Raw genomic sequence first — 20,237 nt, forward strand, 5'->3', positions numbered from 1 at the left:
TTCTGCTTCCTTCTTCCTGGTCCTCGTCACCAGACGTAGGCGAGGACTTCCCCACCCACGCCCTTCTGGTTGGCCTGACGGTCGGTCAGCAGACCCTGGCTGGTCGAGATGATCGCCACGCCCAGGCCGCCGAGGACCTTCGGCAGGCCGGTGTGCTTGGCGTACACCCGCAGGCCCGGCTTGCTGATCCGGCGGACGCCCGCGATGGAGCGCTCCCGGTTGCGGCCGTACTTGAGCGTGATCGTCAGCAACTGGCCGACGCCGTTCTCGTTGTCCGCGACGTCGAAGGAGGTGATGTAACCCTCCTGCTTGAGGATCTCCGCGACGCCCTGCTTCAGCTTGCTGTACGGCATGGTCACCGCGTCGTGGTACGCCTGGTTGGCGTTGCGCAGACGCGTGAGCATGTCTGCGATCGGGTCAGTCATCGTCATGATGTGTTTCCTTCTGCTGTGGTTTCCACCCGCTCACCGGCGGGTGGACCTGCAACTTCGTGTGATGTGGTCAGCTCACCAAGAGGACTTGGTGACGCCGGGAAGCTCGCCGCGGTGCGCCATCTCCCGCAGGCAGATGCGGCACAGGCCGAACTTGCGGTAGACGGCCTTGGGGCGGCCACACCGCTGGCAGCGGGTGTACCCACGCACCGCGAACTTCGGCTTACGCGCGGCCTTGACCTTCAGCGCGGTCTTCGCCATGTCTTCTCTCCCTGCCTTCTCAGCGCTCGGCGAACGGGAATCCGAGCTGCTTGAGCAGCGCGCGACCCTGGTCGTCGTTGGTGGCCGTGGTGACGACGGTGATGTCCATGCCGCGGCTTCGGTCGATCTTGTCCTGGTCGATCTCGTGGAACATGACCTGCTCGGTGAGACCGAACGTGTAGTTGCCACGCCCGTCGAACTGCTTGGGCGAGAGACCGCGGAAGTCACGGATGCGCGGGAGGGCGAGCGACAGCAGCCGGTCGAGGAACTCCCACATCCGGTCGCCGCGCAGCGTCACGTGCGCGCCGATCGGCATGCCCTCGCGCAGCTTGAACTGCGCGATCGACTTGCGGGCCTTGGTCACGGCCGGCTTCTGACCGGTGATCGCGGTGAGGTCGCGGATCGCGCCCTCGATCAGCTTGGAGTCGCGAGCGGCCTCGCCGACGCCCATGTTGACCACGATCTTGGTCAGACCGGGGACCTGCATGACGTTGGCGATCTCGAACTCGGACTTCAGCGCCGGGAGGATCTCCTCGCGGTACCGCGTCTTGAGACGGGGGTCACCTTCTCGGGTGCCACGGTGGTCTCGGTCATCCTCAGATCTCCTTACCGGTCTTGCGGGAGATGCGGACGCTACGGCTGGAGCTGTACTCCGAGCCGTCGGGGCGACGCTTGGTCACCTCGACGCGCTTGTAACCCACGCGGGTCACACCGTCACCCTCGACCAGCATCACGTTCGACACGTGGATCGGCGCCTCGGTGGTGATGATGCCGCCGGTGTTGCCGGCCCGACCACCCTGGTCGACGACCTTGGTGTGCTTCTTGATGCGGTTGACGCCCTCGACGACCACCCGCTGCTCCTCGCGGAGCACCTTGATGACCTTGCCCTCGGCGCCCTTGTCCTTGCCCGCGATCACCTTGACGGTGTCGCCCTTCTTGATCCGGAGGTTCGGCTTACCCATCACAGCACCTCCGGGGCGAGCGAGATGATCTTCATGAACTTCTTGTCGCGCAGCTCGCGGCCCACCGGGCCGAAGATGCGGGTACCACGGGGCTCGCCGTCGTTCTTGAGGATCACCGCGGCGTTCTCGTCGAACCGGATGTACGAGCCGTCGGGCCGGCGGCGCTCCTTGACGGTGCGCACGACGACCGCCTTGACGACGTCACCCTTCTTGACGTTGCCGCCGGGGATGGCGTCCTTGACGGTGGCGACAATGGTGTCGCCGATCCCGGCGTAGCGACGACCGGAACCGCCGAGAACCCGGATGCAAAGGATCTCCTTGGCACCGGTGTTGTCGGCGACCTTGAGTCGCGACTCCTGCTGAATCATCGATTTCTCCTGATTGTCGTGCCGGTTCTCGCCCCGTCACGCGGGACGAGCCTGGCCGAACTGGTGAATTACTTGGCGCGCTCGAGGATCTCGACGACGCGCCAGCGCTTGGTCGCCGACAGCGGGCGGGTCTCCATGATCAGGACCCGGTCGCCGACACGTGAGTCGTTCTGCTCGTCGTGCGCCTTCAGGCGGGTGTTGCGCCGCATGACCTTGCCGTACAGAGCGTGCTTGACACGGTCCTCGACGGACACGACCACGGTCTTGTCCATCTTGTCGCTGACGACGAGTCCCTCACGGGTCTTGCGCGAGTTGCGCAGAGGCGTCTGCTCAGAGTGCTCGCTCATCAGTTCTCCTCCTCAGAACCCGGGGCGGTCCGGATGCCGAGCTCACGCTCGCGCACCACGGTGTAGATCCGGGCGATGTCCTTCTTGACCGTGCGGAGCCGCCCGTGGCTCTCCAGCTGGCCGGTGGCCGCCTGGAACCGCAGGTTGAACAGCTCCTCCTTGGCCTCGCGGAGCTTGGCCTCGAGGTCGATGTCGTTGAGCTCGTCCAGCTCAAACGCGCGCGTGGCGTTCGCCATCAGAACTCACCAGCCTCTCGCGTGATGAAACGGCACTTCATGGGCAGCTTGTGGATCGCCCGGCGCATCGCCTCGCGGGCGACGTCCTCCGAGACTCCCGACAGCTCGAACATGACTCGGCCGGGCTTGACGTTGGCGACCCACCACTCGGGCGAACCCTTACCGGAACCCATCCGGGTCTCGGCAGGCTTCTTGGTCAGCGGGCGGTCCGGGTAGATGTTGATCCACACCTTTCCACCTCGCTTGATGTGGCGGGTCATGGCGATACGAGCGGACTCGATCTGGCGGTTGGTCACGTAGTGACCCTCGACCGCCTGGATACCGAAGTCACCGAACGCCAGCGAGGTACCGCCCTTCGCAGCACCCCGACGCTTCGGGCTGTGCTGCTTGCGGTGCTTGACGCGACGCGGCATCAACATGACTCAGGACTCCGTTCCGGTGGTCGGCTCGGCGGCGCCGGCCTCGGCGGCCGCGGGGGCGGACGCCGGAGCCTCACGGTCCGAGCGGCTCGGGCGGTCCCCACGCGACCCACGGGTCGGGCGGTCACCACGGTTGGGGCGGCCACCGCGACCGGGGACACCGGCGCGGGCTGCGGCCTGGGCCTGACGCTCGGCACGGGTGCCGGCGACCTCGCCCTTGTAGATCCACACCTTCACGCCGATGCGGCCGAAGGTGGTGCGGGCCTCGTAGAAGCCGTAGTCGATGTCCGCGCGCAGCGTGTGCAGCGGGACCCGACCCTCGCGGTAGAACTCGGTCCGCGACATCTCGGCGCCGTTGAGGCGGCCCGAGCACTGGACCCGGACACCCTTGGCGCCCGACCGCATGGCCGTCTGCATCGCCTTGCGCATCGCACGGCGGAACTGCACCCGGCCGGCGAGCTGCTCGGCGACACCCTGGGCGACCAGCTGAGCGTCGGTCTCGGGGTTCTTGACCTCGAGGATGTTCAGCTGGACCTGCTTGCCGGTGAGCTTCTCCAGCTCGCCACGGATCCGGTCGGCCTCGGCGCCGCGGCGACCGATGACGATGCCCGGGCGGGCGGTGTGGATGTCGACGCGGACCCGGTCCCGGGTGCGCTCGATCTCCACCTTGGAGATGCCGGCCCGCTCCATGCCCTTGGAGAGCAGCTTGCGGATCGCGACGTCCTCACCGACGTAGGACTTGTACAGCTTGTCGGCGTACCAACGCGACTTGTGGTCGGTGGAGATGCCCAGACGGAAGCCGTTCGGGTTGATCTTCTGACCCATTACTTCGTGCTCCCCTTCTTGACGACGTCCGCCGGCTGCACCGCGAGGGTGATGTGGCTGGTCCGCTTGTTGATCCGGGTGGCGCGACCCTGGGCGCGGGGGCGCCAGCGCTTCATGGTCGGGCCCTCGTCGACCCGGCCGACCGAGACGATCAGGTCGTCGCTGGACAGACCCTCGGTGGTCTCGGCGTTGGCGACGGCGCTCTCCAGGACCTTGTAGACGGTCTTGGCAGCGGCCTGCGGCATGAACTGCAGGCTGGTCAGCGCCTCGTCCACGGGCAGCCCGCGGACCAGGTCGACGACGCGGCGCGCCTTCATCGGGGTGATCCGCACGAACCGCGCGCTGGCGAACGCGCCCGGCTGGTCGCCGAGCAGCGACTCGCGCCGCGCGCTGGTGCGGTGACGCTCAGTGGTGCTCATCGACGGCGTCCCTTCCGGTCTTCCTTGACGTGTCCGCGGTAGGTGCGGGTCGGGGCGAACTCGCCCAGCTTGTGGCCGACCATCGAGTCAGAGATGAAGACCGGCACGTGCTTGCGACCGTCGTGCACCGCGATGGTGTGACCGATCATCGCCGGCACGATCATCGAGCGGCGCGACCAGGTCTTGATGACGTTGTGGGAACCCTTGTCGTTCTCCGCGTCCACCTTCTTCATCAGGTGGTCGTCGACGAAGGGACCCTTCTTCAGGCTGCGAGGCATGTCAGTTACTTCCTACCCTTGCCGGACTTGCGACGACGGATGATCTGGGAGTCGGAGGCCTTGCGCTTGCGCGTGCGGCCCTCGGGCTTGCCCCACGGCGAGACCGGGTGGCGACCACCGGAGGTCTTGCCCTCACCACCGCCGTGCGGGTGGTCGACCGGGTTCATGACGACACCGCGGACGGTCGGGCGCTTGCCCTTCCAACGCATCCGGCCGGCCTTGCCCCAGTTGATGTTGGACTGCTCGGCGTTGCCCACCTCGCCGACCGTGGCGCGGCAGCGCACGTCGACGTACCGCATCTCGCCCGAGGGCAGACGCAGCGTGGCGCGGGAGCCCTCGCGGGCGACCAGCTGGGCGCTGTTGCCGGCCGAGCGGGCCAGCTTGGCGCCGCCGCCGGGACGGAGCTCCACGCAGTGGATGGTGGTACCGACCGGGATGTTGCGCAGCGGCAGGTTGTTGCCCGGCTTGATGTCGGCACCGACGCCGGCCTCGACCCGCATGCCCTGCTTCAGGTCCTTCGGCGCCACGATGTAGCGCTTCTCGCCGTCGGCGTAGTGCAGCAGCGCGATGCGCGCGGTGCGGTTCGGGTCGTACTCGATGTGCGCGACCTTCGCCGGCACGCCGTCCTTGTCGTAGCGACGGAAGTCGATGATCCGGTAGGCGCGCTTGTGCCCGCCGCCCTGGTGCCGGGTGGTGATCCGGCCCTGGTTGTTCCGGCCGCCCTTCTTGGGCAGCGGACGGGTCAGCGACTTCTCCGGCGTGGTCCGGGTGATCTCGACGAAGTCGGCCACCGAGGAGCCACGACGGCCCGGGGTGGTCGGCTTGTACTTACGGATAGCCATATGTCTTCAGTCCTTCACTCGCCCGGTCAGGAGACCGGACCTCCGAAGATGTCGATGCGGTCGCCCTCGGCCAGGCTCACGATCGCGCGCTTGGTGTCCTTGCGCTTGCCGATGCCGTAGCGGGTCCGGCGGGTCTTGCCCGGACGGTTGAGGGTGTTGACCGAGGTGACCTTGACGTTGAACACCTTCTCGACCGCGATCTTGATCTCGGTCTTGTTGGCGTCGGGGTGCACCAGGAAGGTGTACTTGTTCGCGTCGAGCAGGCCGTAACTCTTCTCGGAGACGACCGGCGCGATCAGGATGTCGCGGTGGTCCTTGTGGAGCGTGCTCACTTGTCGGCCTCCTTGGCGGGCTTGGCGCCGGCGACGAACGCGTCGTACGCGGCCTTGGAGAAGACCACGTCGTCGCTGGCCAGCACGTCGTAGGTGTTGACCTGGTCGACGGCCACGAGGTGCACCTCGGGGGCGTTGCGCAGCGACAGCCAGGTGACGGTGTCGGTGCGCTCGAGCACCACGAGGAACTTGCGGCGGTCGCTCAGCTCGAACAGGGCCGACAGCGCGGACTTGGTCGAGGGGACCTCGCCCGAGACCAGCGCCTCGACCACGTGGATCCGGTCGTTCGCGGCCCGGTCGGAGAGGGCACCGCGCAGGGCGGCGGCCTTCATCTTCTTGGGCGTGCGCTGGCTGTAGTCACGCGGCTGCGGGCCGTGGACGGCGCCACCGCCGGCGAACTGCGGCGCGCGGGTCGAGCCCTGACGGGCGCGGCCGGTGCCCTTCTGCTTGTAGGGCTTGCGGCCACCGCCGCGGACCTCGCCGCGGGTCTTGGTGGCGTGCGTGCCCTGGCGGGCCGCGGCCTGCTGGGCGACGACCACCTGGTGGATCAGCGGGATGTTGGGCTCGACGCCGAAGATCTCGGCGGGGAACTCAACGGAAACGGTCTTGGCCATCTCGATCAGCCCTTCTTCGCAGCCGTGCGGAGGACCACGAGACCGCCCTTGGGGCCGGGAACGGCGCCCTTGAGCAGGATCAGGCCCTTCTCCACGTCGACCGCGTGCACGGTGACGTTCTGGGTGGTGACGGTGTCGGTACCCATGCGACCGGCCATCCGCAGGCCCTTGAACACGCGGCCCGGGGTGGCGCAGGCGCCGATCGAGCCGGGCTTGCGGTGGTTGCGGTGGGCACCGTGGGAGGCGCCGACGCCGGAGAAGCCGTGACGCTTCATCACACCGGCGAAGCCCTTGCCCTTGCTCGTGCCGGTCACGTCGATGGCCTGGCCGGCCTCGAACGTGTCGACGCCGATCTCCTGGCCGATCGCGTACTCCGCGGCGTCCGCGGTGCGGATCTCGACCACGTGGCGGCGCGGGGTGGTCCCGGCCTTCGCGAAGTGGCCCGCCTGCGGCTTGTTGATCTTGCGACCCTCGATCTCGCCGAAACCGACCTGGATGGCGTTGTAGCCGTCCGCCTCGGGCTTGCGCACCTGAGTGATCACGTTGGTGGACGCTGCGACGACGGTCACCGGGATGATCCGGTTGTTCTCGTCCCACAGCTGGGTCATGCCGAGCTTGGTGCCCAGCAGACCCTTGACGTTGCGTTCGAAAGTGGCGGTCATCGCAGATACCTCAGAGCTTGATCTCGATGTCGACACCGGCGGGCAGGTCGAGGCGCATCAGCGAGTCGACCGTCTTCGGCGTGGGGTCGATGATGTCGATGAGTCGCTTGTGCGTGCGCATCTCGAAGTGCTCGCGCGAGTCCTTGTACTTGTGCGGCGAACGGATGACACAGAAGACGTTCTTCTCGGTCGGCAGCGGCACCGGGCCGGCGACCTTGGCACCCGTGCGGGTGACGGTGTCCACGATCTTGCGCGCCGAGGTGTCGATCACCTCGTGGTCATAGGCCTTGAGCCTGATGCGGATCTTCTGTCCCGCCATAGGTCTCTCTCGTCCTTACTCGTCGTAACCGGGTCTGCCGTGTCCGACCCCCGAGGTCGGGCGTGTCGCGTTGTGCAACGCGCACGACCGAACCGGTCGTGGGTGGAACTGGTGTGTTGTGGGCCGCCCGACACCTGCCCCTGGCGGAGCTGGGCGTCGGACTGATCGGGTCTCCCCCGAGCGTCTCCCCCGACCGCTGCGAGCAACGGACGAGGATCTCCCTCGGGGACGGGGTGTGACACACGTCGACCACCGAGGAGGCTCACCGCGGCGCGCTGTGCGATGTCGCAAAGTGCGAGCCGCGCGGGAGACACGATTCAGTAGTCAAGGTGTGGCGCACCCCGGCGACCCGCCGGAGCAACCTGACTATCTTGGCAGAGATCCGCAGGTGGTCCAAATCGGAAAGCACCCCGGGCCCGGACCCGCTCCCGCCGGGCTCTTGGGCAAGGTGCGGGATGCAAGGATGACGCCGTCCGCGCCCGCTCCGCGAGAAGGAAGCCCGATGAGTCCGACGTCCTTCCCGCCGCCGGGTGCGCCACCGCCCGAGGACGACGGACCGACGCCGCAGCCGACGTACATCCCACCGCCCGGCATCGCGCCGCCCGGCCACCCGGTGCCACCGGGCCTACCGACGGCGCCTCCCGCGCCCGGCATGCTCGGTGCCGCGCACCGCCCCGGAGCGGTGCCGTTGCGCCCGCTGACCCTCGGCTCGATGTACGACGGCGCCTTCCGGATCATCCGCTACAACCCGAAGGCCACCGTCGGTGCCGCCGCCCTCGTCACCGCGATCGGCATGTCGGTCCCGATCGTGCTCAGCCTGTTGTTCACGCTCACGCTCGGCACCGGCCTGGACGCCGGCGGCAGCCCCGAGGACGACCTGAGCGCCGGCGAGGCGATCGGCCTGCTCGGATCGGTCGGCGCGCTCCTGCTCGGCCTCTACGCCACCCAGCTCGGGCTGATCTTCGTGACCGGGATGGTCGCCCACGTCACCCGGGCAGCGGCCCTGGGCCGCCGGATGAGCCTGGGCGAGGCCTGGGCGGCGACCCACGGCAAGCGCTGGCGCCTGATCGGGCTGAGCCTGCTGGTCGGACTCGGCGGCCTGCTGCTGATCAGCCTGCTGGTCGTCCCGGTGGTCCTGGTCGCCGTGCTCACCGGCGAGGTGCTCGCCACCGTCGGACTCGCCGTGGTCGTCGGGGTGGCGATGGTCTGCCTCTTCGGCTGGCTGTGGATCAAGCTCACCTACCTGACCAGCGCGATCCTGATGCTGGAGGACGGCGGCGTCTTCCGAGCGCTGGGTCGCAGCTGGCGGATCACCGGGCGCCACTACTGGCGCACGCTGGGGATCGCACTGCTCACGATGCTGATCACCAGCATCGCGGCCGGCATCCTGACCACCCCGATCAGCCTGGCCGGCCAGATCGGCACGGTGCTCGCCCCGGAGTACGTCTTCGTGATCCTGGCAGCCACCCAGGCACTGGCCAGCGTCATCCAGAACGCCTTCGTCACCCCGTTCGCCGGCGCGGTGAGCTCGCTGCAGTACCTGGATCTGCGCATCCGCAAGGAGGGGTACGACGTCGAGCTGATGCGGCAGGCAGGCCTGCTGCCCCGATGAGTCCCGCCCTCACCGCGCTGGTCGCGACCGAACCGCCGCTGGACCCCAGCGGCGAGGAGGCGCGACGCCGGCTGACCGAGGAGCTGGCCGACCCCCGGTACGTCGACCGCGGCATCGTCGAGCGGCTGCTGGACTGGATCGGCCGGACGATCGACCGCGGGATCGGGGCCGCCGAGGGATGGCCCGCGCTGACCACCTTCGCCGCGATCCTGGTGGTGCTGCTGCTGGTGCTGGGCACCGCCTGGCTGCTCTCCCGGGCCCGCGGCGGCCGGGCGGGCGGCCGCCGCTCGCCCGGACCTGCACTGACCGGGGAGGCGGTGGACGCCGCCACCCTCCGGGGCCGGGCCGAGGCGGCGCTGGCCTCCGGCGACGCCCGGACCGCCGTGGTCGAGGGGTTCCGGGCCCTGGCGCTGCGGCAGGTCGAGAGCGGCACGATCGAGGGAGCGCCGCAGGCCACCGCCCACGAGCTCGGGCACGCGATCGCGGTCGCCCGGCCGGACCGCGCGACCGAGCTCGCCGCGGCCGCCGACGGCTTCGACGCGGTCCACTACGGGGACCACCCGGCGTCCGCGGAGGCCGCGCGCCGAGTACTCGACCTCGACGACACGCTGGCCGGGGCGCGGCGATGAGCGGGCGTCGTACCTCGTGGCGGCTGTGGGCGGCGGTGGCGCTGGCCACCGTCCTCGCGGTCGGGCTGGCGGCCTGGGCCGGCCGGGGCGGGCCGGAGTACAGCGCGCGGCTGGACCCGCGCAACCCCGGGCCGGACGGCGCGCAGGCGGTCGCCGAGGTGCTGGCCGACTCCGGGGTCACGGTGGAGATCGTGCGCAGCGCCGAGGAGCTCGCCGGGGCGGCACCGGACGGGTCGACCACCGTGGTGGTCACCTCCACCGACGACCTGGCTCCGAGCGCCACGGACCGGATGCTCGACGACGCCGCGTCCAGCGACCTGCTGCTGGTCGAGCCGTCGTACCCGACACTGCGCCGGGTCGATCCGGGGACCGCCGGGCCGGTGGCCGTCGAGGACGTCGAGGTCCGGTGCGCCTCGGACTCCGCCGAGCTCGACTTCCTGCGCGACGTCGACCTGGTGGTCGACGTCGCGGACGCCTACCCCGGCGCCGGCTGCTTCACCGTCGAGGACGGCTCGCTCCTCGCGGCGGTCGACGCCGACGGACACGACGCCGTCCGCGCCTTCGGCGGGGCCGAGGCGCTGACCAACGAGCAGGTGCTGCGCGGCGACAACGCCGCGGTGGCGCTGCGGCTGCTCGGGCCGCGCGACCGCCTGGTCTGGTACGTCCCCGACCCCACCGACGCGACAGCCGACGAGGCGGTCGGCCTCGCCTCGCTGCTCCCCCGGGCGCTGCTGCCCTCCCTGGTGCTGGTGCTGGCCGCCGGGATCGCGCTGGTGCTGTGGCGCGGACGGCGGTTCGGCCCGCTGTCCACCGAGCCGCTGCCGGTGGTGGTGCGCGCCGCCGAGACCGCACGCAGCCGTGGCCGGATGTACCGCAGGGCCGACGACCGCGCCCACGCCGCGGCCGCGCTCCGGGCGGCCGCGCGCCGCGACCTCGGCGAGCGGCTCGGCCTGCCGCGCACCGCGACCGCACCGGAGCAGGCGCGGGCGCTGGCCGCCGCCCTGGCCGCCCGCGACGCCGCCGAGACCGCTGACACCGCTGAGCCCCGCGACGAGCGTGGACTCCTCGCGCTGCTCGCCGACGACGCTCCCCCGCCCGCCACCGACCAGGAGCTGCTCCGCCTCGCGCGCGAGCTGCAGCACCTGACCCAGCTGACCCAGCCATCGAGAGAGGACGACCGCGCATGAGCGAGCAGATCGACCCGACCCCAGGAGCCGACCCGGAGCTGCGGTCGCGCCTGCTGGCCGTGCGCCACGAGGTGGCGAAGGCGGTGGTCGGCCAGGACGCCGCGGTCTCCGGGCTGCTGGTCGCCCTGCTCTGCCGCGGTCACGTGCTCCTCGAGGGCGTGCCCGGTACGGCGAAGACGCTGCTGGTGCGCAGCCTCGCCGCGAGCCTGGCGGTGCAGACCCGGCGGGTGCAGTTCACCCCGGACCTGATGCCCGGCGACATCACCGGCTCGCTGGTGATCGACGCCGGCGGCGGCGAGCTGGCCTTCCGGGAGGGCCCCGTCTTCACCAACCTGCTGCTCGCCGACGAGATCAACCGGACCCCGCCCAAGACCCAGTCGGCGCTGCTGGAGGCGATGGAGGAGGGTCAGGTCTCGGCCGACGGCGTCACCCGGCCGCTGCCCCGGCCCTTCCTGGTGGCCGCCACCCAGAACCCCGTCGAGTACGAGGGCACCTACCCGCTGCCCGAGGCCCAGCTCGACCGGTTCCTGCTCAAGGTGGTGCTGCCGGTGCCGCCGCGCAGTGACGAGATCGAGATCCTGACCCGCCACGCCGACGGCTTCGACCCGCGCGACGTGACCGCCGCGGGGATCACCCCGGTCGCCGGGGCCGACGACATCGCCGCGGCCCGCGCCGCGGTGGGCCGGGTGCAGGTCTCCGCCGAGGTCGCCGCCTACATCGTCGACATCGCCCGCGCGACGCGGCAGTCGCCCTCACTCTCCTTCGGGGTCAGCCCCCGCGGCGCCACCGCGCTGCTGCGCGCCGCCCGTGCCTGGGCCTGGCTCTCCGGGCGCGACTTCGTCACCCCCGACGACGTGAAGGCCCTGGCCCACGCGACCCTGGCCCACCGGCTGGGGCTGCGCCCGGAGGCCGAGCTGGAGGGGGTCCAGGTCGGTCGGGTCCTCGACGCGGCGCTGGCCGCCGTCCCGGTGCCCCGCTGAGACCGGACGCCGTGCCGTGGTGATGATCTCCGGACGCGTCCCGCTCCTGCTCCTGCTCGGGGGGTGGCCGTGGTGCTGCGTCCGCAGGGCGGCACCGTCGCGCTCTGGATGCTCGCCGTGGCGCTGCTGACGGGGTTCGACCTGCTGCTCGCCCCGAGCACCCGGCGCCTCGCCCTGCGGCGTCGCCCCGTCCCCCCGGTCCGGCTCGGCGACCCGGCCGTGTCGACCCTGGAGGCGACGGCCACCGGCACGCGGCGGATGCGGGTCGACCTGCGCGACGCGTGGCAGCCCAGCGCCGGGGCGCGGGAGAACCGGCACCGCCTCCGGGTGGCCGGCGCACAGACCCGGCTGGTCCGCACCCCGCTGCACCCGCAGCGCCGCGGCGACCTGCGCGCGGACGGGGTCACCCTGCGCTCCTGGGGTCCGCTGCACCTGGCCGCCCGTCAGCGCCGGTACGACGTGCCCGGCTCGGTGCGCGCCCTGCCCCCTTCGCCTCCCGCAAGCACCTCCCCTCCCGCCTCGCCCGGCTCCAGGACCTGGACGGCCGCGCCGCGGTGCGGGTGCGCGGCCAGGGCACCGAGTTCGATTCGCTGCGCGAGTACGTCCGGGGCGACGACGTCCGCTCCGTCGACTGGCGCGCCTCGGCCCGCTCCGCCCACGTGGTGGTGCGGACCTGGCAGCCGGAGCGCGATCGCCGGGTGGTGCTGGTGCTGGACACCGCGCGGACCTCGGCCGGGCGGGTGGGCGTGGACAGCGAGACCGGGCGTGCCCTGGTCGGCGCGGCCGATGACGAGCCGGGCCGGGTGGGCGCCGTACCGCGGTTGGATGCGGCGATGGATGCCGCGCTGCTGCTCGGGTCGCTCGCCGCCCGGGCCGGCGACCGGGTGGACCTGCTCGCCGGGGACGACCGGGTCCGCGCCCGGGAGCGGCTGGCCGGGGCCCGGGACGTCGCCGGCCGGCTGGCCGAGCAGATGGCGGACCTGCAGCCGGCGCTGGTGGAGGCGGACTGGGAGGTGCTGACCGGAGCGCTGGCCCGGCTCGGCCGCCAGCGGGCCCTGGTCGTGCTGCTCACCGCGCTGGAGCCGGCGGCGGTGAGCGAGGGCCTGCTGCCGGTGCTCGGCCCGCTGCTGCGGCACCACCACGTGGTGCTGGCCTCGGTGCGGGATCCGGAGCTCGGGCGGCTGGCCGCGGCTGGAGCCGGGGACGGGGACGGAGAGCTGACCGTGGACGCGGTCTACGACGCGGCGGCCGCGGCGGCCGAGCTGGACCGGCGCGACCGCACCCGTCGGGTGCTGGAGCGGATGGGGGTCGACGTGGTGGACGCCGAGGCGGCCGACCTGCCGCCGGCGCTGGCCGACCACTACCTGGCGCTGAAGGCCCAGGGCCGGCTCTGAAGCGGTCGGGCCGGCTCAGGCCCGTGCTCAGGCTTGGGTGACCGCGCGGTCCTCGAGCAGGTCGGCGTCCAGGTCTCCGGTGCCACCGCGGCGCGCGGCGGAGCGGCCGAGGGTGAAGACGTAGGTGAGGAAGGCGACCTCGGCGAGCACGCCGATCGCGATCCGCGCCCAGGTCGGCAGTGGCGACGGCGTCACGAACGCCTCGATCACCCCGCTGAGCGCGAGCACGACGACCAGGCCGAGGGCGACCGTGATCGCCGTCCGTCCCGCCTCGGCGAGCGAGGCCGCCCGGCTCACCTGCCCCGGCTCGATCCAGGACCAGAAGAGGCGCAGGCCCACTCCCCCGGCGACGAAGACCGCGGTGAGCTCGAGCAGTCCGTGCGGGAGGATCAGGCCCCAGAACAGGTCGGCGCGGTCGTGGCGGGTCATGATCGACCCGATGATGGCGAGGTTGGCGATGTTGTTGAACAGCAGCCAGATCACCGGGAGCCCCAGGATGCCGAGCGCGATGCACAGTGCGGCCACCCAGCTGTTGTTGATCCACACCCGGGTGGCGAAGGCCCCGGCGGCGTTCTCGCTGTAGTAGCTGGCGAAGTCGTTCTGCACCAGCTGATCGACCTGCTCCGGCGGCAGCAGGGACTGCTCCACCTCGGGGTGCTGCACCAGCCAGGCCATCATCACGCCGGTGACCACGACGTTGCCGGCCAGGCAGCCCAGCCACCACCAGCGCATCCGGTAGAGCGCCGCCGGGAAGCGCTCGGTGAAGAACCGGCCCACGTTGCGCCACCCGATCACCTTGCCGGCCAGCATGCTGACCCGGACACGGCCCAGCAGCGAGGAGAGGTAGGCGACCAGCTCCGCGTCGGGCGCGGAGGTGCGCACCACGGAGAGGTGGGTGGCGACCTGCTGGTAGCCGTCGACCAGCTCGTCGGCCTCGGCCCCGGTACGGCGCCGGGTCCGCAGCAGCGCCTCCATCCGCGCCCACTGCGCGGCGTGGGCGTCGACGTAGGCGTCCAGGTCGATCCGGGGCACGTCGACACCCTACGGACAGTGACGCGACCGGCGGGCACCCTGCCGCGCCTAGGCTGGCCGCGATGAGCACCCCACCCACCACCGAGTTCGCCACGGTCACCGACGACGACCTGGTGACCGGCGAGGGCGTCGCACTGGACCTGCCGCCGGCCTCGCTGGGCGTCCGGATGGCGTCAGGCCTGATCGACGTGACCGTCACCGTGCTCCTGCTGGTCGTGGTGCTGGTGGTCCTCTCCATCGCGACGATCGGCGCGGACGCGGCGTTGGTGGACGCCGCCGTGGTGCTGCTCTCGGTGGTGGTCTTCGCGATCTTCCCCACCACCCTGGAGACGCTGACCCGCGGCCGGTCGCTGGGGAAGCTCGCGCTCGGGTTGCGCACCGTCCGCGACGACGGCGGTCCGATCACGTTCCACCACGCGCTGGTCCGCGCGCTGATCGGCTACGTGGAGATCTACGCGTTCGCCGGCACCCCGGCGTTCTTCTCGATCCTGCTCAGCAAGCGCGGCAAGCGGCTGGGCGACTACGCCGCCGGCACCCACGTGGTGCGGGAGCGGGTCGTCCTGCGGCTGCCGTCCCCCGCACCGATGCCGCCGGAGCTGGCCGGGTGGGCCGCCGGCGCGGACATCACCGCGTTGCCGACCGGCCTGGCGCTGGCGATCCGGCAGTTCCTCGGGCGTGCCGACCTGGTGGACCCGGTCTCCCGGGACCAGGTCGCCCGATCGCTGGCGGCCGAGCTGACGCCGTACGTCGCCCCGGCGCCGCCGCGCGGGGCCCCGGCCGAGCGGGTCCTGTGCGCGGTACTGGCCGAGCGCCGCGAGCGGGACCGGCGACGGCTGGCCCGCGAGGAGGAGCTGCGTCGACGGCTGTGGACACCGCAGGGATGATCGCGCGGACGGCCTCAGTAGGTTTGGGAACGGCTCGGGTCGGTCACGCTTCCCGGGCATCGTCCGTGCCCGTGACTCCCAGGAGCCGCTCGACCCATGGCTGACCAGACCGACCTGACCGACCACACCAACCCCGCCGGCGCCGCCGCCGAGGCCGGGCCCCTCACCAGCGCCGAGCTGGCCCGGGCCAAGGCCGCCATCGACCGGGTGAACGCCACCTTCTCCGGGCGCGTGGTGGGCCAGGAGAAGGTCCGCACCGCCCTCCTGGTGACGTTGCTGGCCGAGGGCCACGTGCTGCTGGAGTCGGTGCCCGGTCTGGCCAAGACCCTCGCCGCGTCGACGCTGGCCCAGGCGGTCTCGGCCCGCTTCTCCCGGATCCAGTGCACACCGGACCTGTTGCCCTCCGACATCATCGGCACCCAGGTCTACGACCCCCGTCGCCACGAGTTCGAGACCCAGCTCGGTCCGGTGCACAGCAACTTCGTGCTGCTCGACGAGATCAACCGGTCCAGCGCCAAGACGCAGTCCGCGATGCTCGAGGCGATGCAGGAGCGGCAGACGTCGATCGCCGGCGTGATCCACCCGCTGCCGGACCCGTTCATGGTGCTGGCCACCCAGAACCCGATCGACGAGGAGGGCACCTACGTCCTCCCGCACGCGCAGATGGACCGGTTCCTGATCAAGGAGATCGTCGACTACCCGGCCGAGGCCGACGAGATCCAGGTCCTCGACCGGATCGGCGACGGCACCCTGGGCCAGCACATGGACAAGGTGCAGCCGGCGATCAGCACCACCGACGTGATGGACCTGCAGTCGATGGTCCGCCGGGTCTACGTCGACCCGGCGATCAAGCGCTACATCGTCGCCCTGATCGGCGCCACCCGGAACATCGATCAGCTGCTCGGCCGCGAGCTCGCCGCCTACGTCGAGGTCGGCGCCAGTCCGCGCGGCTCGATCGCGTTCTTCCAGGCGGCCCGGGCGATGGCGGTGGTGCAGGGACGGCACTACGTGATCCCCGAGGACGTGCGCGAGCTGCGCTACGGGATCCTCCGCCACCGGATCCACCTCAGCTTCGAGGCGCTCGCCGACCGGGTGTCGCCGGAGACCGTGATCGACGCGGTGTTCCGGGCGATCCCCACCCCCTGACCGGGCCGCTGCGATGGCCCACCTGACGAAGGTCAAGTCCAAGCTCTCCATCCACGCCCACCGCAAGGTGCGCGGGGTGCTGGAGGGTGAGTACGCCGCCGCCCAGATCGGGCGGGGCATCGACTTCAACGACCTGCGCGAGTACGTGCGCGGCGACGACGTGAAGGACATCGACTGGAAGGCGTCGGCGCGCGGCCGCCAGCTGCTGGTCAAGCGGTACGTCGCCGAGCGCCAGCACACCGTGATGCTCTGCGTCTCCACCGGCCGGTCGATGGCGGCCTCGAACGACGCGATGGTCAGCAAGCGCGAGCTCGCCGTCTTCGTCGCCGGGATGATGGGCTACCTCGCGGTGCGCCACGGGGACCGGGTGGGCCTGGTCTTCGGCGACGGCGAGCGCCAGCACATGCGGCCGCTCGACTCCACCGAGCTGCACCTGGAGCACCTGCTCGCCGCCGTCCACGACGCGACCACGCCGGACGCGCCGGCCAGCGATCTGGCCGCGCTGCTGCGCTACGCCATCCGCACCGTCAAGCGCCGCACGATCATGGTGATCGTCGCCGACGAGGTGACGGTGAGCGAGGAGACGGCCGAGCTGCTGCGCCGCCTGCTGGCCCAGCACGAGCTGCTCTTCTTCACCATCGGCGACGTCGACCCGACCGACGCGGCGCTGACCGGCCGGCTGTACGACGTCGACGGCGGCGTCGAGGTGCCCGAGTGGCTCCGGCACGACCGCCGGCTGGCCGCGCAGTACGCCGCCCTGGTGAGCCACGAGGAGTCCGGGATGCGGCGGCGGCTGGACCAGCTCGGGGTGGTCCACGAGCGGGTGCGCGACACCGAGTCCGCGATCAGCGCCGTCTTCCGGCTGTTGGAGAGGCACCGTCATGCTCGCCGCCGCTGACCTGCCCGAGGAGTTCGCCGGTCCGGTCGGCTTCAGCGGCGCCTGGGTGTGGCTCGCGGTCGGCGCGCTCGGCCTGGTCGTCGTCTACTACGCCGTGGTCCTGCTGCTCGGCCTGCGCCGCGGCGCCGGTGCCGACGCCCGGGCCTGGCACACCACGCCGGACATCCGGCACGACTACTTCGGCCGGATCCAGCAGGTGGAGGACGAGGTCCGGTCCGGCGCGCTGCCGGCCCGGGCGGGACACCAGCGGCTGAGCGAGATCGTCCGCTCCTACGTCGAGAAGGTCTCCCCGCTGCCCGCCACCCGGATGGCGCTCGCCGACTTCCGGCTCCAGGCGCCGCACCTGGTGGACGCCCTGACCGTGATGTATCCGCCGGAGTTCGCCCCCGACGACGACGGCCGCGCGGTCGAGGTCTTCGACGAGGCACTGGACCAGGCCCGCCAGGTGGTGGGCCGATGAACGAGTGGACCGAGGGCGACGTCTCCTACCTGTGGCCCTGGCTGATGGTGGCGCTGACGGTGCTGGTCGTCGCCCTGCTGGTGGTCTGGCTGCGGGTGTGGTGGCGCCCCGCTCCGAAGGACGCCACCTACGTCGCGCACACCGCGCGGCTGCGTTCGCTGCCGCGCTTCCGCGCGCTGGTCCGCCGGCAGACGGCGCTGGGCGCCGCGCTCACGCTGGCCGCGCTGGTCACCTGTGCCGGCGCGATCCTGCTCTCCGGGCGGCTGCAGGAGACCCAGACCAAGGAGCAGTCCGAGGCCAACCGCGACATCATGCTCTGCCTGGACGCCTCGTACTCGATGGCCGAGGTCAACGCCGATGTGGTCGCCCAGTTCCAGGAGATCGTGACCCAGCTCCAGGGTGAGCGGATCGGACTGACCATCTGGAACGGGACCGCGATCACCGTCTTCCCGCTGACCGACGACTACGACTTCGTCAGCGAGCAGCTGCGCGTCGCCGAGACGGCGTTCGGCTCGGCGCTCGCCTACGGCGACTCCTACATCGACTACGTCGAGGGCACCTACATCAAGGAGGACGTCGCGTCCCAGCTCGGCGACGGCCTCGTCTCCTGCGTCCAGCGCTTCGACCGCGCCGACGAGGACCGGGCCCGCGCGGTCGTGCTGGCCTCGGACAACGACCCGATCGGCGAGGGCATCTTCACCGTCCCCGAGGCCACGGAGTACGCGGAGGAGAACGACGCGGTGGTGCACGCCATCGCCGCACCCGCGACCGCCGAGCGCCCGGGCGACGAGGCCGAGTTCGAGAAGGCGGCCACCGACACCGGTGGCACGTTCTCCCTGGTCGGCATCGACGGCGGCACCTCCGGGATCGTGGAGTCCATCAACGACCTCGAGGCCAAGAAGATCGAGAAGCCGCCGCTGGTGCAGACCCTGGAGCGCCCCCAGACCGGCATCGTGGTGACCGCCCTGGGCGTCGGCCTGCTGGTGATCGTCTGGGCGGTCCAGGGTGTGCTCGCGCTGGTCGACCGCCAGGGCGAGGACCGCCGAGGGGGCCGACGATGAGCCCGCGACTGAGGCTCGGGCTGGTGATCGCCCGCCGCGTGGCGATCCTGATCGCACTGATGGTGATCCTGGTCCGTCCGACGGCCGGAGAGGCCGACGTACCGACCCAGGTGGCGGACGTCGAGGTGGTCGTGGTGCTGGACCGGACCCGGTCGATGGCGGCGCTGGACTACGACGGCGACCAGCCCCGGATCGACGGTGCCCGCGCGGACCTGGAGCAGCTGGCCCGGTCGCTGCCGGGTGCCCGGTTCGGACTGCTGACCTACGGGCTGGACGTGCAGTTCGAGCTGCCGTTCACCACCGACGTCAACGCGTTCACCTCGGCGATGGAGACGATGCAGCTGGAGTCGCCCACCGGTGGTGTCGGCTCCTCGCTGGACCGTCCTCGTCAGCAGCTCGTCGACATCCTCACCGATGCCCAGGAGCAGCGGCCCGACCGGCGGCGGATGATCGTGTTCGTCTCGGACGGGGAGCGGACGATGGACGGCAACACCGCGTCGTACGACGAGGTGGGCGAGCTGGTCGCCGGTGGCCTGGTGCTCGGCTACGGCACCACGGAGGGAGCCCCGATGCCGGCCGGCGACGACCTGGACGAGCCCGGGGAGCTCGTCCAGGACCCCTCGACCGGCGAGGACGCGATCTCCAAGGCCGACCCGGACGCGCTCCGCGAGCTCGCCGGGCAGCTGGGCGTCGACTACGTCGCCCGCACCGAGCCCGGGGGGATGGCCGCGCTCGCCGACGAGTTCGAGGCGACCTACGTCCCGGGCGGCGACGATGACCAGGAGCGGGCACAGAACGAGGTCACCTGGATCGCCGGGCTGGCGCTGCTCCCGCTGGTCCTGCTCGAGCTCCGCTCCGGCTGGCGTGCACTGTGGACCTCGCGCAGCGCGCTGGCCGGGCGCCGCGGCAAGGGAGGCCGAGGATGAGACCACGACTGCGCAAGGTGCTGCTGCTGGCGGGGGTCGTGCCGGCCGTGCTCGCCGTGGTCCTCGCCGTGCTGGTGACCCGGATGCTGACCAGCCAGGGCGCCGGCGAGGAGTCGTTCGACAGCGGTGACTTCGCCGACGCGGCCGCCTCCTTCGACAGCGCCGGCGGGGTGAACCCGTTCGAGGAGTGGGTCACCGCGTTCGACCGGGGCGCCGCCGAGCACGCCGACGGCGACCTGGACGCGGCGATCGAGCTGTACGAGAGCGCGTTGACCACGGTGCCCACCGCCGAGGAGTGCACCGTCCGGATCAACCTGGCGCTGGCGCACGAGTCGGTCGGGGACGGGCTGGTCGAGGACGAGGACGCCGACGAGCAGGACGTCGAGGACGCGATCGCCTCCTGGGACGCCGGTCTCACGGCCCTGCGCGACGGCGACTGCCCCGAGGACTCCGGCCGCGGCGAGGCGCAGACGGAGGATGCCGCCGCCGTCGAGGAGCGCCTGGAGAAGAAGATCGAGCAGCAGCAGCAGCAACAACAGCAGAAAAAGAAGAAGGACGACCAGAAGGAGAACGACGAGGACCAGAAGAAGAAGCAGGAGCGCGAGCGCAAGGAGCGCGAGCTGGAGAAGCAGAACGAGCGCGCCGAGAAGCAGAAGCAGCGCTACGAGCGGCAGAAGGAGTCGGGCGGCTACCAGCCCGAGTGGTGATCGGAC

General features: G+C 71.3%; 28 protein-coding genes and 1 pseudogene. 12 read left to right on the plus strand and 17 right to left on the minus strand.

Annotated features, from left to right (window positions below; genetic code table 11):
* Positions 1 to 26 precede the first annotated feature (26 nt).
* The 16 genes and pseudogenes from rpsH to rpsJ form a co-directional block, all read right to left on the minus strand.
* The gene (gene rpsH, locus FIV43_RS12170) at positions 27 to 431 is read right to left on the minus strand and encodes a 30S ribosomal protein S8 (RefSeq protein ID WP_141014351.1); all 405 of its coding nucleotides are present in this window, start codon (positions 429 to 431) and stop codon (positions 27 to 29) included.
* Between the two features lie 75 nt (positions 432 to 506).
* Positions 507 to 692 carry a type Z 30S ribosomal protein S14 gene (locus FIV43_RS12175; RefSeq protein WP_011757321.1) on the minus strand — a complete coding sequence of 62 codons (186 nt, stop codon included), beginning with the start codon at positions 690 to 692 and terminating at the stop codon, positions 507 to 509.
* A 19-nt stretch (positions 693 to 711) separates the two neighbouring features.
* Positions 712 to 1,251: pseudogene (rplE, locus tag FIV43_RS12180) on the minus strand (50S ribosomal protein L5); the annotation flags it as partial.
* A gap of 37 nt (positions 1,252 to 1,288) precedes the next feature.
* Positions 1,289 to 1,654, minus strand: coding sequence for a 50S ribosomal protein L24 (rplX, locus tag FIV43_RS12185; RefSeq protein ID WP_141014353.1), 366 nt, complete (start codon positions 1,652 to 1,654; stop codon positions 1,289 to 1,291).
* On the minus strand, positions 1,654 to 2,022 hold the full coding sequence (gene rplN, locus FIV43_RS12190) for a 50S ribosomal protein L14 (RefSeq protein WP_136569994.1): 369 nt from the start codon (positions 2,020 to 2,022) through the stop codon (positions 1,654 to 1,656). Before rplN ends, rplX begins: the two co-directional genes overlap by 1 nt.
* 68 nt (positions 2,023 to 2,090) lie before the next feature.
* Complete coding sequence (gene rpsQ / locus FIV43_RS12195) at positions 2,091 to 2,369, minus strand: 30S ribosomal protein S17 (RefSeq protein ID WP_141014354.1); 279 nt, start codon at positions 2,367 to 2,369, stop codon at positions 2,091 to 2,093.
* The gene (gene rpmC, locus FIV43_RS12200) at positions 2,369 to 2,605 is read right to left on the minus strand and encodes a 50S ribosomal protein L29 (protein WP_141014355.1); all 237 of its coding nucleotides are present in this window, start codon (positions 2,603 to 2,605) and stop codon (positions 2,369 to 2,371) included. Before rpmC ends, rpsQ begins: the two co-directional genes overlap by 1 nt.
* Complete coding sequence (rplP, locus tag FIV43_RS12205; RefSeq protein WP_141014356.1) at positions 2,605 to 3,024, minus strand: 50S ribosomal protein L16; 420 nt, start codon at positions 3,022 to 3,024, stop codon at positions 2,605 to 2,607. The genes rpmC and rplP overlap by 1 nt, the downstream gene beginning before the upstream one ends.
* A gap of 3 nt (positions 3,025 to 3,027) precedes the next feature.
* Complete coding sequence (rpsC, locus tag FIV43_RS12210) at positions 3,028 to 3,849, minus strand: 30S ribosomal protein S3 (RefSeq protein ID WP_141014357.1); 822 nt, start codon at positions 3,847 to 3,849, stop codon at positions 3,028 to 3,030.
* Positions 3,849 to 4,268: a 50S ribosomal protein L22 gene (rplV, locus tag FIV43_RS12215; RefSeq protein WP_141014358.1), complete on the minus strand. Its 420-nt coding sequence runs from the start codon at positions 4,266 to 4,268 to the stop codon at positions 3,849 to 3,851. Before rplV ends, rpsC begins: the two co-directional genes overlap by 1 nt.
* On the minus strand, positions 4,265 to 4,546 hold the full coding sequence (gene rpsS, locus FIV43_RS12220) for a 30S ribosomal protein S19 (RefSeq protein WP_141014359.1): 282 nt from the start codon (positions 4,544 to 4,546) through the stop codon (positions 4,265 to 4,267). Before rpsS ends, rplV begins: the two co-directional genes overlap by 4 nt.
* Positions 4,547 to 4,551: 5 nt before the next feature.
* Complete coding sequence (gene rplB / locus FIV43_RS12225) at positions 4,552 to 5,388, minus strand: 50S ribosomal protein L2 (protein ID WP_141014360.1); 837 nt, start codon at positions 5,386 to 5,388, stop codon at positions 4,552 to 4,554.
* Between the two features lie 26 nt (positions 5,389 to 5,414).
* On the minus strand, positions 5,415 to 5,720 hold the full coding sequence (gene rplW, locus FIV43_RS12230) for a 50S ribosomal protein L23 (RefSeq protein WP_141014361.1): 306 nt from the start codon (positions 5,718 to 5,720) through the stop codon (positions 5,415 to 5,417).
* Complete coding sequence (gene rplD, locus FIV43_RS12235) at positions 5,717 to 6,334, minus strand: 50S ribosomal protein L4 (protein WP_141014362.1); 618 nt, start codon at positions 6,332 to 6,334, stop codon at positions 5,717 to 5,719. The genes rplW and rplD overlap by 4 nt, the downstream gene beginning before the upstream one ends.
* A 5-nt stretch (positions 6,335 to 6,339) precedes the next feature.
* A complete protein-coding gene (rplC, locus tag FIV43_RS12240; protein WP_141014363.1) occupies positions 6,340 to 6,996 on the minus strand; it encodes a 50S ribosomal protein L3 in 657 nt (218 codons plus the stop codon).
* Positions 6,997 to 7,006: 10 nt separating this feature from the next.
* The gene (rpsJ, locus tag FIV43_RS12245) at positions 7,007 to 7,315 is read right to left on the minus strand and encodes a 30S ribosomal protein S10 (RefSeq protein ID WP_007078637.1); all 309 of its coding nucleotides are present in this window, start codon (positions 7,313 to 7,315) and stop codon (positions 7,007 to 7,009) included.
* 502 nt (positions 7,316 to 7,817) lie between these two features.
* Between rpsJ and FIV43_RS12250 the strand changes: the two genes are divergently transcribed.
* The 5 genes from FIV43_RS12250 (at position 7,818) to FIV43_RS22400 (ending at position 13,117) form a co-directional block, all read left to right on the plus strand.
* A complete protein-coding gene (locus tag FIV43_RS12250; protein ID WP_141014364.1) occupies positions 7,818 to 8,927 on the plus strand; it encodes a hypothetical protein in 1,110 nt (369 codons plus the stop codon).
* Positions 8,924 to 9,556 carry a DUF4129 domain-containing protein gene (locus FIV43_RS12255; RefSeq protein ID WP_141014365.1) on the plus strand — a complete coding sequence of 211 codons (633 nt, stop codon included), beginning with the start codon at positions 8,924 to 8,926 and terminating at the stop codon, positions 9,554 to 9,556. Before FIV43_RS12250 ends, FIV43_RS12255 begins: the two co-directional genes overlap by 4 nt.
* Entirely contained in the window at positions 9,553 to 10,743 is a 1,191-nt protein-coding gene (locus FIV43_RS12260) for a DUF4350 domain-containing protein (RefSeq protein ID WP_141014366.1), read from the plus strand. Before FIV43_RS12255 ends, FIV43_RS12260 begins: the two co-directional genes overlap by 4 nt.
* A complete protein-coding gene (locus tag FIV43_RS12265; RefSeq protein ID WP_141014367.1) occupies positions 10,740 to 11,723 on the plus strand; it encodes an AAA family ATPase in 984 nt (327 codons plus the stop codon). Before FIV43_RS12260 ends, FIV43_RS12265 begins: the two co-directional genes overlap by 4 nt.
* A 560-nt stretch (positions 11,724 to 12,283) precedes the next feature.
* Positions 12,284 to 13,117: a DUF58 domain-containing protein gene (locus FIV43_RS22400; protein WP_231123150.1), complete on the plus strand. Its 834-nt coding sequence runs from the start codon at positions 12,284 to 12,286 to the stop codon at positions 13,115 to 13,117.
* Between the two features lie 27 nt (positions 13,118 to 13,144).
* Here FIV43_RS22400 and FIV43_RS12275 read toward each other — a convergent pair whose 3' ends face one another.
* Positions 13,145 to 14,149 carry a stage II sporulation protein M gene (locus FIV43_RS12275; RefSeq protein WP_231123152.1) on the minus strand — a complete coding sequence of 335 codons (1,005 nt, stop codon included), beginning with the start codon at positions 14,147 to 14,149 and terminating at the stop codon, positions 13,145 to 13,147.
* Positions 14,150 to 14,211: 62 nt separating this feature from the next.
* Between FIV43_RS12275 and FIV43_RS12280 the strand changes: the two genes are divergently transcribed.
* From FIV43_RS12280 to FIV43_RS12310, 7 genes are all read left to right on the plus strand, one after another.
* A complete protein-coding gene (locus FIV43_RS12280; RefSeq protein WP_141014368.1) occupies positions 14,212 to 15,033 on the plus strand; it encodes an RDD family protein in 822 nt (273 codons plus the stop codon).
* A 96-nt stretch (positions 15,034 to 15,129) separates the two neighbouring features.
* Positions 15,130 to 16,179: an AAA family ATPase gene (locus FIV43_RS12285; protein ID WP_141014369.1), complete on the plus strand. Its 1,050-nt coding sequence runs from the start codon at positions 15,130 to 15,132 to the stop codon at positions 16,177 to 16,179.
* Positions 16,180 to 16,192: 13 nt separating this feature from the next.
* On the plus strand, positions 16,193 to 17,077 hold the full coding sequence (locus tag FIV43_RS12290) for a DUF58 domain-containing protein (protein WP_141014370.1): 885 nt from the start codon (positions 16,193 to 16,195) through the stop codon (positions 17,075 to 17,077).
* Entirely contained in the window at positions 17,061 to 17,537 is a 477-nt protein-coding gene (locus FIV43_RS12295) for a hypothetical protein (RefSeq protein ID WP_141014371.1), read from the plus strand. The genes FIV43_RS12290 and FIV43_RS12295 overlap by 17 nt, the downstream gene beginning before the upstream one ends.
* Complete coding sequence (locus FIV43_RS12300) at positions 17,534 to 18,598, plus strand: vWA domain-containing protein (RefSeq protein WP_141014372.1); 1,065 nt, start codon at positions 17,534 to 17,536, stop codon at positions 18,596 to 18,598. Before FIV43_RS12295 ends, FIV43_RS12300 begins: the two co-directional genes overlap by 4 nt.
* The gene (locus FIV43_RS12305) at positions 18,595 to 19,524 is read left to right on the plus strand and encodes a vWA domain-containing protein (RefSeq protein WP_141014373.1); all 930 of its coding nucleotides are present in this window, start codon (positions 18,595 to 18,597) and stop codon (positions 19,522 to 19,524) included. Before FIV43_RS12300 ends, FIV43_RS12305 begins: the two co-directional genes overlap by 4 nt.
* On the plus strand, positions 19,521 to 20,231 hold the full coding sequence (locus FIV43_RS12310; protein WP_141014374.1) for a hypothetical protein: 711 nt from the start codon (positions 19,521 to 19,523) through the stop codon (positions 20,229 to 20,231). Before FIV43_RS12305 ends, FIV43_RS12310 begins: the two co-directional genes overlap by 4 nt.
* Positions 20,232 to 20,237 lie beyond the last annotated feature (6 nt).

The organism is Nocardioides sambongensis (assembly GCF_006494815.1).
Lineage (GTDB): Bacteria > Actinomycetota > Actinomycetes > Propionibacteriales > Nocardioidaceae > Nocardioides > Nocardioides sambongensis.